This window comes from Streptomyces yamdrokensis (genome assembly GCF_053890455.1).
Genome location: NZ_JBSSMB010000002.1, coordinates 16,019 through 28,076, shown reverse-complemented (window position 1 = coordinate 28,076; position 12,058 = coordinate 16,019). Strand labels below are relative to the sequence as shown.

Annotated in this window: 15 protein-coding genes; 13 read left to right on the top strand and 2 right to left on the bottom strand. The window is 66.6% G+C overall.

Going from position 1 to position 12,058, the window contains the following annotated elements:
- Positions 1 to 66: 66 nt before the first annotated feature.
- Entirely contained in the window at positions 67 to 768 is a 702-nt protein-coding gene (tpg, locus tag ACWZEH_RS34255; RefSeq protein WP_456200166.1) for a telomere-protecting terminal protein Tpg, read from the top strand.
- Positions 769 to 803: 35 nt separating this feature from the next.
- On the opposite strand, the gene ACWZEH_RS34250 is transcribed toward tpg, so the two are convergent.
- Positions 804 to 1,643, bottom strand: coding sequence for an IS5 family transposase (locus ACWZEH_RS34250; protein ID WP_456192207.1), 840 nt, complete (start codon positions 1,641 to 1,643; stop codon positions 804 to 806).
- A 329-nt stretch (positions 1,644 to 1,972) separates the two neighbouring features.
- On the opposite strand from ACWZEH_RS34250, the gene ACWZEH_RS34245 reads away from it, so the two are divergent.
- From ACWZEH_RS34245 to ACWZEH_RS34200, 10 genes are all read left to right on the top strand, one after another.
- The gene (locus ACWZEH_RS34245; protein ID WP_381180232.1) at positions 1,973 to 2,815 is read left to right on the top strand and encodes an IS5 family transposase; all 843 of its coding nucleotides are present in this window, start codon (positions 1,973 to 1,975) and stop codon (positions 2,813 to 2,815) included.
- Positions 2,812 to 3,210: a hypothetical protein gene (locus ACWZEH_RS34240; RefSeq protein ID WP_456200092.1), complete on the top strand. Its 399-nt coding sequence runs from the start codon at positions 2,812 to 2,814 to the stop codon at positions 3,208 to 3,210. The genes ACWZEH_RS34245 and ACWZEH_RS34240 overlap by 4 nt, the downstream gene beginning before the upstream one ends.
- Before the next feature lie 35 nt (positions 3,211 to 3,245).
- A complete protein-coding gene (locus ACWZEH_RS34235) occupies positions 3,246 to 3,554 on the top strand; it encodes an RRQRL motif-containing zinc-binding protein (protein WP_456200164.1) in 309 nt (102 codons plus the stop codon).
- Between the two features lie 20 nt (positions 3,555 to 3,574).
- Positions 3,575 to 4,027, top strand: coding sequence for a Pycsar system effector family protein (locus tag ACWZEH_RS34230; protein WP_456200162.1), 453 nt, complete (start codon positions 3,575 to 3,577; stop codon positions 4,025 to 4,027).
- Between the two features lie 452 nt (positions 4,028 to 4,479).
- Positions 4,480 to 4,749, top strand: a complete 270-nt coding sequence (locus tag ACWZEH_RS34225) for a hypothetical protein (protein ID WP_456200160.1) — start codon at positions 4,480 to 4,482, stop codon at positions 4,747 to 4,749.
- 193 nt (positions 4,750 to 4,942) lie between these two features.
- Positions 4,943 to 5,872, top strand: a complete 930-nt coding sequence (locus ACWZEH_RS34220) for a ParA family protein (protein WP_456200159.1) — start codon at positions 4,943 to 4,945, stop codon at positions 5,870 to 5,872.
- On the top strand, positions 5,869 to 6,714 hold the full coding sequence (locus ACWZEH_RS34215) for a hypothetical protein (RefSeq protein WP_456200157.1): 846 nt from the start codon (positions 5,869 to 5,871) through the stop codon (positions 6,712 to 6,714). Before ACWZEH_RS34220 ends, ACWZEH_RS34215 begins: the two co-directional genes overlap by 4 nt.
- Positions 6,715 to 6,976: 262 nt before the next feature.
- A complete protein-coding gene (locus ACWZEH_RS34210) occupies positions 6,977 to 7,171 on the top strand; it encodes a ferredoxin (RefSeq protein WP_456200155.1) in 195 nt (64 codons plus the stop codon).
- 80 nt (positions 7,172 to 7,251) lie between these two features.
- Positions 7,252 to 8,187, top strand: a complete 936-nt coding sequence (locus tag ACWZEH_RS34205; protein ID WP_456200153.1) for a hypothetical protein — start codon at positions 7,252 to 7,254, stop codon at positions 8,185 to 8,187.
- 534 nt (positions 8,188 to 8,721) lie between these two features.
- Positions 8,722 to 9,084 carry a hypothetical protein gene (locus ACWZEH_RS34200; protein WP_456200152.1) on the top strand — a complete coding sequence of 121 codons (363 nt, stop codon included), beginning with the start codon at positions 8,722 to 8,724 and terminating at the stop codon, positions 9,082 to 9,084.
- Positions 9,085 to 9,412: 328 nt separating this feature from the next.
- Here the strand turns inward: ACWZEH_RS34200 and ACWZEH_RS34195 are convergent, their stop codons facing one another.
- A complete protein-coding gene (locus tag ACWZEH_RS34195) occupies positions 9,413 to 10,171 on the bottom strand; it encodes a DUF4231 domain-containing protein (protein ID WP_456200151.1) in 759 nt (252 codons plus the stop codon).
- 209 nt (positions 10,172 to 10,380) lie between these two features.
- Between ACWZEH_RS34195 and ACWZEH_RS34190 the strand changes: the two genes are divergently transcribed.
- The gene (locus ACWZEH_RS34190; protein ID WP_456200193.1) at positions 10,381 to 11,652 is read left to right on the top strand and encodes an IS256 family transposase; all 1,272 of its coding nucleotides are present in this window, start codon (positions 10,381 to 10,383) and stop codon (positions 11,650 to 11,652) included.
- Between the two features lie 42 nt (positions 11,653 to 11,694).
- Positions 11,695 to 11,937: a hypothetical protein gene (locus ACWZEH_RS34185; protein WP_456200192.1), complete on the top strand. Its 243-nt coding sequence runs from the start codon at positions 11,695 to 11,697 to the stop codon at positions 11,935 to 11,937.
- The last annotated feature ends 121 nt before the right edge of the window (positions 11,938 to 12,058 follow it).

Below are 12,058 nucleotides of genomic sequence, written 5' to 3'. Positions count from 1 at the left end.
CTTCCCCAGCCCGCCCGTGATCGCCCCACAGCGGCCCACACGGCCGATCATGAACGGAGAGTTCCGATGGGCGTCATCGGAGACGGCCTCAACCGCGCCGTCCAGCAGGCGTTCACCCGCCCGATCCCCAAGTCGGCCGGCGCGCAGATGCGCTACCTAGTCAAGCAGCTCAAAGGCACCCGCGCGGTTGCCGACGCCCTCGGCGTCTCGCAGCGCACCGTGGAGCGGTACGTGAAAGACCAGATCCGCCGACCCCGCGCCGACCTCGCCCAGCGCCTGGCGGACGCGGTGCGCGAGCGCTGGCAGCCCCGCGTCCGTGAACGCGCCCGGCGCCAGGCCGCCACCACCACCGGCCTGGTCGTCGACACCCGCGCCCGGTTCGGCTTCACCGCCGCGCCCGGCACCACCGACGACGCCCGCATTCGCCACCTCACCCTCGCCCTGCCCCCGCACCATGCGGCCCGCCTCTTCGACGCCCAGGACGCTGGCGTGAGTGAGCAGCAGCTGCGCGATCTGGCGGCCGAAGCGCTCGGTGAGGTCTACTTCCGCGACGGCGGCCGCCGCGCCCACGGCCTGGAGGTGGAGTTCACCGGTGGAGTTCACCGACGTCGAGCACCTGGAGTTCGACCTGTAGCTGTGTCCTGTTCCAGTGGGATCTGGGTGTCCGCAGGAGATGAACCGGGAGAGGTCTCCTGGAGCGGTGCTCCGTGCCAACGGCCGCCGTCTGAGCGGTTGGTGCCTCCCTCCACATCGACTGTGTGCTCTTAGAGGGCGTTTGAAGTGGGCAACTTGCCGTTTACGTCCTAGTACGTTCCTCGCCAGGTGGGTGTCGTCTCGTCCGTTATGCGCCTGGTGAGGTTGCCGATCGAGGCGATGTGGATCATGGCCTCGGAGCTGGTGGTGAGGGTCTCGTAGTCGCGGGCGAGGCGGCGGTGCATCATGAGCCAACCGATACTCCGCTCGACCACCCAGCGCCTTTTTACGATCTGAAAGCCGCGGGTCTCCGGGTTCCTGTTGACGACTTCGACATCGATTCCGAGGCGGGCGCCGTGCTCGACGACAGCGTTCTTGAAGCCGGTGTCGACCCAGCTCTTGGAGAGGGTCGGGTACGTCTCCTTCGCCTGGTCGAGGAGACGGATTCCCAGGGCGTTCTCCGACAGGCTGGCGGCGGTGACGGTAACGGCGAGGATGAGGCCGATCGTGTCGGTGAGGATGCCGCGCTTCCGACCGACGATCTTCTTCGCGGCGTCCGTTCCCTGGCTGGTCACGGGCACGTTGGTGGAAGTCTTCACGCTCTGGGTGTCGATCACGGAGGCGGTCGGTTCAGGCTTGCGCCCTTCCTTCACGCGGGCCAGTCCGGTCAGGTCGTAATTGAGCCGGGCGAAGATTCCTTCGTCGCGCCAGGCCGCGTAGTAGGCATAGACGGTGCCGTGGTTCGGGAAGTCATGTGGAAGGTATTTCCAGGGGATTCCCGTGCGGTTCACGTAGAGGATCGCGTTGAAGACGTCGCGTAAATCGACTTTGGCCGGCTGCCCGGTTGGCCTGCGGTCGAGCCGGGCCTTTCTCCAGGCCGTCAACGTCGGCTCGATCAGGGCCCATCGGGCGTCGGACAGGTCGCTGGGGTACGGCTTGCGCTCGCTCACGACGTAGCGTGATCATGAGCGAGGCGGAATGTTCGATTCCGCTGTTCATTGGGCGATTCCACGGCAACTTCAAACCAGACGGACTTCCAGGCATGGAAGCGAACGAGACGGATGGCTGAGCATCCGCCCTGGAGACCGCCATTCGCCACCTACGGGATGAAGGCCCCCAAAGCAGGGCAGGGGCGAGAGCCGCATTTAGGGCTTAACCTGCATAAACGCCCTCTTAGTGGGCGGTTCGTGAGTGTATGAGTGATTCTGCTATCGCCTGATGGTGTGGTTGTGAGGCGGATTCTCCCGGCCCGGGGGCTGGGGTCTGGTGGGCTGGCCGGGTGAGTGAACGGAAGCCGTATCCGAGTGACTTATCGGATGAGCAGTGGGCCCTGATCGAGCCGGTGATCACCGCGTGGAAGGACCGGCATCGTTCGGTCAGCGGCCATCAGGGCGCCTATGACATGCGGGAGATCATCAACGCGATCCTCTATCAGGGGCGGACCGGATGCCAGTGGGCCTATCTCCCGCATGACCTGCCGCCCAAGAGCGCGACGTACTACTACTTCGCTGCCTGGCGGGACGACGGAACCGACCAGGTCATCCATGAGCTCCTGCGCTGCCAGGTCCGGGAACGCGCCCGGCGATTAGAGGACCCGACCCTGGTGGTGCTGGACACCCAGAGTGTCCGCGCGGCCGCCTCGGTCCCCGCCGCGACGACCGGCCATGACCCGGCCAAGCGGGTGCCGGGCCGCAAGCGTGGCCTGGCCGTGGACGTCCTCGGCCTGGTCATCGCGGTCGTCGTTCTCGCGGCGAACGTCCATGACAACACCGCGGGTATCGCCCTGCTGAGCGAGGTTGCCGAGAACGCCGGCGGCGCCGTCAGCAAGGCTCTGGTCGACCAGGGCTTCAAGACCCAGGTCGTCACACACGGCGTCGGCCTCGGCATCGACGTGGAGATCGTCCAACGCGACCCGCAGCACAAGGGGTTCGTCCCGCAGCCGAAGCGATGGAGGGTCGAGCAGACCTACGGGATCTTGATACTGCACCGGCGACTGGTCCGCGACTACGAACACCACCCCTCCTCCTCGGCCTCCCGCGTCTACTGGGCCATGACCCATGTGATGGCCCGACGCCTCACCGGCGCGAACGCCCCCACCTGGCGTGAGCCGGCGGCAGCGTGAACATCCAGCCCCTCCTCCAGGCGCTGGACATCCAGGAGGAGGCCGCCCGTGCCCTGGCCGACGACCTCCGCGCGCGGATCGACGACCTGCAGACCCGGCTGCGGGAGGCCGAGACCCACCTCGAGCACCTCGCGATCACCCGCACAACCGTCACCGGCCTCGCCGACCGGATCCCCGTCTCCCCGCCGGAGCTGCCCGAGCATCCGGACTACGCCCGCATCCTCACCGTGTTCAACGAGGCCCCCGGGCCCCTGCGGGCCAAGGACGTCTGTCAGGCCCTCGGCCACGAAATCCTGCCCAAGAACGTCGAGGGCACCCGAGCCAAGCTGAAACGCCTGGTCAAACTCGGCGTCCTCACCGAAGCCGACACGGGCAGCTTCGCCAGGAAGCAATAGCCACCGCTACGACCAGCACCCCTGACGCAACCCTCATGCAGAAACGGACATCACTTCACGAACCGTCCACTCAGGCCTGCGCCACCCGCCCGAACCGCGCCTGCACCCGGCCTGCGTACCTGTACCGGCTCGACCTTGCCCAGCCGGTCCGGCCCATGACCCTCGCCAAAGAGGCCGCCCTGGACGCCGCGATGGCAGCCCGCACCACCTGCCCGACATGCAGGCGCCGCTACCAGCACTGCCTCCCGCTGCGCACGCTCGGCTCCTGTTTGGAGTGCTTCGACGGCATCCCTGCCGACCCGACCACCTACCTCACCCCGCCGGCCCACACTCTGGCGGCCTGACCATAAAAGGACACCCCGGCATGACCGCGCCGACCACCACGGACAAGAACCTGGACGCTGCCTGCACCGCGGTCGCAGGCGAGATCGCCCGCACCGACGGCAAAGCGTCCCTACTGCTGGCCTTCGCCGGCGCCGCGCTGGCCGGCTTGACCACGCTCGTCGACCACGACCTGCCCACCCTCACCAAAGCCCTCGGAGTCCTCGCCGTCGCCGCCCTCGGCACCGCAGCCGTGCTGCTGCTTCTGGTCGTCCGACCCCGCCTCGGCGGCCACGACCGCGCATCCTTCCCCTACTGGGCACGCCTGGACGAGACCGAGATCCGCGCCTGCATGGACGGCGACACCCGCGCCGCCCGCATCCGCGTCCTGTTCAACATCGCCGTCGTCAAGTTCACCCAACTACGCCGCGCCGTCGACTGCACCCTCGCCGCCCTGGCGGTCCTCGCCCTGGCCGCGATCAGCGCCCTTCTTTGACGCCCGGCCCGGATTCGACTGGGCTGACGTCGTACCCAGCACGGCGCGAAGCGCCCTACACCGCCCCCTAGCACACCGCATTGCTAGCGTCGCAACCCTTCAAGGCCCCGGAGACGAGATCCCCTCGTCTCCGGGGCCTTTTTTGCGTTTCCGGCCTTCCCACCGCGTACGTCCGCTCCCGCGCCCTGTAGCGGTTCCGGACCCGCCATTCAAGGAGTGACTGCCCCGGAATCCGCACGAAGGCCCAGGCCACAACTCTGGAATGAGGCCCCGTCGACTGTCACGGTTCCTTCCCAACGACGGGCTTGCGGAGCTAACCCACCCGTCCCTCACTGTGCTGCACACCAGCCCCGGTCGCTGTGCAGCACGCACCCCGAGACCTAAGGGACGGGACTGCTCCACGCTCCGCTCACTCGCCAGCCCGGCGGGTACCACCGACTGAAGGAACCGACGTGTCCGACCACAACGCCCCGACCCCCGACCCGGCCACCCCGTCCGACCCGGTCCCCGCCTCGCCCCCGCGACCGCAGCCCACCTCCCCCGCGCTACTCGTCGGAATCGGCCTCGTCGCCGCATTCCTCATCGGCTTCATGGCGATGTTCTTCGGCTACCTCTCCTGGCAGCACCCCGCGGCCGTAGAACCGCTGCAGGTCGCCGCCGCCTGGGCCGGCGTCGGCTCCACCGTCCTGCTCGCCCTGCTCGCCATGGCGGCCCGGCGATGACGAGCCCCCAGCACCTCCACAGCGTGGAAACCGGTCCTCCCGGTCCGACCACCGCAGCCGAGCACCCAGCCGACCTCAACCGCGTCGACAGCGCCCAGCACGTCCCAGCCGCGCCAGGCCCATCACGACACCGGGCGCACCCGTGGGAACATGCGGGGCAGCACCACCCCGTATGCGACAGGAGTAGTCGTCCATGCTCGATGACGATCAGACACCGCCGATCGACCGGTCTGCCCTCAGCAGCACCTACGTCATCGCCAACGGCAAGGGCGGCGTCGGCAAGACCACGCTCGCCTCGAACTTCGCCGGCCTGGTCGCCGCCGACGGCGCCCGAGTCCTCCTGGTCGACGTCAACGGACAAGGAAACGTGGGCCGCGACCTCGGCTACCGCGAGAGCGCCGTCGATGACGACGGCAAAGCCTTCTACGAAGCCCTGCGCACGGGGCAGCCCCTGCAGCCCGTCACAGACGTACGCCCGGGCCTGGACGTTGTGGTCGGCGGCTCCCACATCGGAGCCGCCCCCGACATGCTCCAGGCCACCTACCGGATGCAGCAGCACCGCCAGGCCCTCGCCCTGGCCGTCTGCCTCGCCCCGATCGCCCCCGCCTACGACTTGGTCGTCCTCGACAGCGCGCCCGAGAACCCCCCGCTGCAGCAGCTGGCCCTGTCCGCGGCCCGTCTGATGATCGCCCCGACCCGTTCCGACAAGGCCAGCATCAACGACGGCCTCGGCAGCATCAGCCGCCAGTTCCAGCTGGTCCGCCGCACCGTCAACCCTGACCTGCAACTGCTCGGCGTCGTCCTCTTCGGCAGCGGCAGCGCCTCCAAGCAGATCCACCGCAACGCCCGCAAGTGGGTCGCCGAGGAACTCGGCGCCGATGCTTACCTCTTCGACTCCATCGTCCGCTACAGCGAAGCCGTCGGACAGGACGCCCGCAGCCACGGTCGCCTGGTCCACGAACTGGAAGCCGCCGTCGCCAACAACCCCAAGTTCTGGGACCTGCGCGCCGGTCGCGCCCACGGCGGAACCATCGTGTCCGCCACCTCCGCCTCCGTCGCCGAAGACCTCGCTACGCTCGCCCGGGAAATCCTGACCCGCGCCGCCGAACAGGACGCAGCATGACCACCGACACCAACGAGACCACCGCAGACCGCTTCGGCCTGACCGGCACCAAGCGATCCCTCGGCCTCGCAGGCCTGGCCCGCAAGACCACCGCAGCGCCCGCCGACACCGCCCTCACCCTGGACACCGTCCCCGACCCCGACGCCGACGTGGCCGGCACCGACCCCAACCGCCTCACCGACGACGAAGCCAGGGACCTGGAGCTCTGCGAGCGTGCTGCCCGCTCTCATCACACCTCGTACTGGCTCACCGGCAAGGCCCTGGACACCATCGCCAAGCGCCGCCTGTACCGGGCCAAGTACCCCACGTTCGAGGCCCTGCTGGCCGACTGGGACATTACCCAGGCCGACTCCAGCCGCATGCGCCGTGGCTGGCCCCTCGCCGCCCGCCTCCTGAAAGACGTCCCCAAGCTCACTCGCTCCCACGTCGAAGCCCTGCTCCCAATCGTGGAACGCTACGACATCGACGCCGCCGTCACTCTCCACGCCTTGCTCCGCGACAGCCTGCCGAAGGTGACTGCACGCGACATCCAAGAGATCGTGGCCTCACTGCCCGGCCCGCACGGCTCCAGCGCGCCGGCAGCCCAAATCCGCGACCAGGTCGAGGAAGTCCTCACTCACCCCGACGACGACCTCGTGGACGAGGCGCCCCGTAAGGCGACGGCCGACGACCTGCTGCGGCAGGCCGTAGACAAGCGCGCGCGGCAGCTCGCTGACGACCTCAAGCGCGGCCGTATCCCCCGCCAGGAACTCGCCCGCACCCTCGCCGAAGCTTTCGCCGACCCCGATGACCCCACGGTCTACAAGGCTCTCCTGCGCTGGATGAAGGCTCACGGCCGCTGAATCACTAGGCGAGCAGCTTCCAATCAAATTTGGATGGAAGTGTTCGAGCGATTCGAACATTGATGACGAGGCGCATCGTGGACCCGAAGGTGCCCCGGCCGGGACACTTCTGCTGCTACGTCGATTTCCCGTCTCTCCCCTGGACAGACGCACCAGCGCTTAACAGGATCTGAGGGAGAGCATGACAGGACAGCAGAAGACCGGCTCACACTGGTCAAGCTCCTGGCGCAGTGAGCGAGCCAGCCGACCGAAGGGGTGTCTTGTGTCCGTCTCCGTCGACCGGGAGCTGTGCTACGGCTCTGCCGAGTGCGCCTACCGGGCGCCTGATGTGTTCACCGTCGTCGACGACTACGGGGAAGTCATTCCGGGCCGTGAGTCCAACGACGAAGACCCGCGCATCATTGCAGCGGCGGAGGCCTGCCCATCGCAGGCCATCAAGATCACTCACCCCGGGTAAGTGGTAGGCGAGACTGGAGAAGCCCCGGCCCGAGTGTCAGAGGCGCCCCATACCCTCGGTCGTGGACGAGAGGAGGCCACATGGCCGTTGAGTTCGCGGAACTGCTCGATCCGCTAGTTGAGTGGGTCTACGACCAAGCTGGGGAGAACCCGCTGGCCGACGTTTCCATCCTGCCCTTTGCTCAGGAACGCGGGATGGCGGATCCTCAAGCCCACGAGTTGCTCCAGTACTGCGAGAGCAAGGGCTTGTTGGACGGCAGCCAGTCGACCATGGGCGATGCGCGTGCGCGGCTGACCTCCTATGGCCTCGAAGCGATGGAACAGCGCCTGCGCCGTCGTTCGTCACCAGCAGCCCGGAGCGCTGCGGCCCGTAGGGCCCTGCTCGTCTGGCTATGGCACCGAAAGCACGACGGCACCAACTTCCCCGTCATCGACGACATCCTGGAGTCAGACGAGGCTCTCTTCGAAGGCGATCGTCTCACCCTCACGGAAATAGACCGAGCAGCTGCGTATCTGGACTCCAAGGCACTGATCAAGGGCATCAAGGTCAGTGACCGAGAGGGGCCGGTACGTGCAGAGATTACGCCTGAAGGGCTGGACTGCGTGGAGCATTACGACGGCGACATCAGCGCATACGAGCGTCGGAACAGCAGCGGCAACACGACGTTCAACATCACGGAGAACACCGGCAACATCGCCGCGAACAGCCGTGACTTCACCATGAACGCTACGACCAACAAGGACGGGATCGACCCTGCGGCGGTCGTTATGCTCGCCCGCGCCCTGCGTCAGGCCGCGCCAGCTCTGGAGCTGCCGGAGGACGACGCTTTCGAGTTCACCCAGCTCGCCACGCGTCTCGAAGCCGAGGCGGCCAGCGGATCTCCTGACCCGGGCAAGCTCCAGCGCTGGGGAGCCTCCGTCGTCGGTATCCTCAACTCACCCGTCGTCAGCGGTGCGTTGGGAAGCGTGCTCGCTGCCTACACCGGGACGGTACTTCCCGGGCTGCCTCCTGCCTGACCTCCCGGATCAACGAACCGCACAATGGGTCCCAGGGTGCCCTGCGAAACACCTTGGGGGGCGGCGCCCTGGAGAGCGTCTTGCCAGGCGCCTTGTGCGGCGCCCTCACTGCCGGCCCCGCGCTGCGCGCTCCTGGCGGCGGTGTGTTCCGCACGGGTAGTCAAGGACGGTAGTGGTGCAGCGGCGCGAGGCGACGGCAGCTCCCTTTTGGTTTCTCTGACACGAGGTCGAGATATCGCATCCCATCTTGCGGACGTTGCGCAGCGAACATGACCCGTACAACCATCGCTGTCAGTCGTGCGTCTCATGTACACCGCCAGATAGGGCGGGATATGAGAACGGAGCCGGGCAGTGCGTCTGAGTGAGATCCACCGAATAATCGAGGAATCGCCTAACCCTAACTGGAACCACATCCCTTGTTGGGGCGCCGACTCGGGACCGTCTTTCCGCGACGCTTGGGACAAGTCCACCAGGAGCGACAACTGGGAGCTCCATCCCGACTCGCACAGCCACGTTTTGGTGTACAAAGACGACGTGCGACTGAGCGTCTCCTGGGGCCTCGGTCGTGATCGGATGACCGGCAGGACGCCAGACTGGCTGGAGTCGTTTCCACTCGTGGACGCCGTCGATTACTTCTGGGCAGACATCTTCTGGAACGGCTCACTGGTCGACCGACACGGTCTCGTATCCGTCGACAAGGGGCGTATCTACCTTCCCCTGCCCACCCCGATCTTCAAGCAGGTGGACGGCAAGACCGAACTCGACCGCTACGAGGTGACTCGGTGGCATGTCGCCTTCGCGCGTCTGGTTCATTACGTCGAGCACCAGGAGAACTTCAACCACAGCTTGGAGCGCGCCGGGTTCCACATCGTCGACAGCATCAGCGATGACGAATAGAGAACGGCAGATGCTGTCCACTGACTAGCTAAACTCTGCGGGCTGCACAGGCAGAAGGCGCGAACGCGGTGCGCCCGCCCCCCTTGACCAACCCTGTGACGTGCGGGTTTTCCCGTCAGGACCGGATCGGTGAGGCGCCCTGCAAAACACCTTGCAGGGCGCCTTGTGCGGCGCCTGCTCAGACCCCCGCCGTCACTCGGCGGATGCTTCTGGGCCGACTGCGGTGGTGTACCTGGACGACAAGACCACAGCGAAGGACGCCACGACGTAGGACCGAGGCCGACCGGCACGTCCAGCTGTCCCGGACTCTGTCTGGGGCGGCTGCCGGTCACATAGCTGGCGGCGGCGCGACAGGCGCGGCCTGCTCGGCAGGCTGGTCCAGCTGCTGCTCACGACGCCGTTGCTCACCGCGAAGCGTCTCGACGCGTTGGGTGAACTTGGCGAGGGCCTCGCTCTCTTGCTCCTCGGTGAACTGGCTGTAGTCACCGATCCCGAGCATCACGGCGTTCAGTTCCTCCTCGATGGCGTCAGCCGTCTGCCGCAGGAAGTAGCTGCGCTCGCGGTACTTGTAGTAGCCGGTGAACGCGGACGCGAGGGTGATGCTGAACCCCAGAATCACGACGGAGAGGGTCTGCCAATTCCACTCCTGCTGATTGAGGGCCGCGATCGTGGTGATTGCAGTCGAGCCGATCATGATCAGAGACTGCAGAGTGTTGTGGACGCGACGGTAGTGTCGGCTCTCTCGCCCGTACTGAGCGATGACCTCAACGGTGTCCTCGCGATACATGCTGCGACGCTCCGTCAGCGGTGGATGCGCCTGCAGACGCGCTCGGCGAAGCTCCTCGCGAGCGGAGGTCAGGCTGTCGCACATCTCCGCCAAGCTGTGCGCGTAACGGTCTGGAACCGTATAGCTCACGGCTCGACCGTCGAAGGTGTCAGCCCTGAAGCAATGGTCGATACAGATGGCCGCGACCGTGAGGCCGTTGACGACCAGCGCAGTGACGAGGAAAGCTCTGCCGACCACAAGCACATCACGGTTACCAGCCCATAGGGCGTTCCATGCGATGAGCGCTGGGATGCTCGTCAAGACAACGAACAGAGAAGTTGTGAGTAGACGAGCACGTCTCCGCTTCCAGGCAACATCTCGCTCCAGCTCTCCAACCTTCGCCCGTAACTTATCGACCTCAGAAACCAATGCAGCTCACCCTCCCCATAGCCCACGGCGCGGGACTGTAAAACTAACGGCTGATCCGCCCAGCAAGGAGGAGAAGCCAAGTGACGGATCAGAGTGTGGAGTTGGAGCAGATCGGGGCCGCTGAGGCGGTTCAGGCTCCGCAGATTGCGGATGACCAGTTGATCGCGAGGCTGGTGGACCGGGCCCGGAGCGAGGGCCTGCAGTTGACCGGTGAGGGCGGGCTGCTGCAGCAGCTGACCAAGCGGGTCCTCGAGTCCGCCCTGGAGGGCGAGATCACCGATCACCTCGGCTACGACAAGCACGAGGCGGTCGGCCGGAACAGTGGCAACAGCCGTAATGGCACCCGTTCGAAGACGGTGCTGACCGATGTCGGGCCGGTCGAGATCAAGGTACCCCGGGACCTCACGGGGACGTTCGAGCCGCAGATCGTGAAGAAGCGGCAGCGGCGTCTGACAGGGGTCGACGAGATGGTCCTGTCGCTGTCGGCCAAGGGCCTCACCCACGGCGAGATCGCCGCCCACCTGGCCGAGGTCTACGGCGCCGAGGTGTCGAAGCAGACGATCTCCACGATCACCGACAAGGTCGTGGATGGCATGGCCGAATGGCAGAGCCGTCCCCTCGACCGCGTTTATCCCGTTCTGTTCGTCGATGCAATCAACGTGAAGATCAGGGACGGTCAGGTCGCGAACCGGCCGATCTACGTGGTCATGGCCGTCACGGTCGAAGGCCATCGCGACATCCTGGGGATCTGGGCCGGTGACGGCGGGGAGGGCGCGAAGTACTGGCTGCACGTGTTCACCGAGCTGAAAAACCGCGGCCTTCAGGACGTGCTCATGCTGGTCTGCGACGGCCTGAAGGGCCTGCCGGACGCTGTCGAAACGGTCTGGCCTCGAACAATTGTGCAAACCTGTGTGATCCATTTGCTTCGGAACAGCTTCCGCTACGCGGGCCGCCAGGACTGGGACAAGATCGCCAAGAAGCTGAAGCCGGTCTACACCGCGCCGAACGAGGCCGCGGCCGCAGCCCGCTTCACCGAGTTCCAGGAGGAGTGGGGCGCCAAGTATCCGGCGATCGTCCGGCTCTGGGAGGACGCCTGGGCAGAGGTCGTGCCTTTCCTCTCCTTCGATGTCGAGATTCGCAAGGTCATCTGCTCGACCAACGCGATCGAGAGCGTGAACGCACGGATCCGCAAGGCCGTCCGCGCTCGCGGGCACTTCCCGAATGAACAGGCCGCCATGAAGTGCGTCTATATGGCACTGATGTCGCTGGACCCGACAGGCAAGGGCCGCAAGCGCTGGACCATGCGCTGGAAGGCCCCGCTGAACGCCTTCCAGATCCACTTCGAAGGCCGGCTCACCCCGGCCACCCACTGACCGACCAACAACCAAGATCAGCAGTTAAGTTGACACTCCCGCATCCCCCGGGAAGCCAGGGACCGGCTTGCCGCTGTTGCTGCCGCGCAAGGGTTGTCGCTGCGCGCCTACCCGGCGCGGCTCGCGCACACTCTGCTGACACCGGCCGAACGCGCAGAGCGGGCCGAGAAGGCGCGCGCCGTGCTGCAGGCGTGGAACGGCTACGCTCCCACGCCCGCCGAGGAGCGGGAGCGGGACCGCGACCGTGAGCTGGAGTGCCGGCTGGAACGGGCGACCGGCTGCTGAACGACGTTCTGTGTACGGCGCGCGGGCGGCCGGCGTGCGGTCGCGACGCTGTCTCCACCATGCGTACCCGGGGAGGCCGCCGCCTTCGTCCTCTGTAAGGCGGCCGGCGCATGGGGCGGGG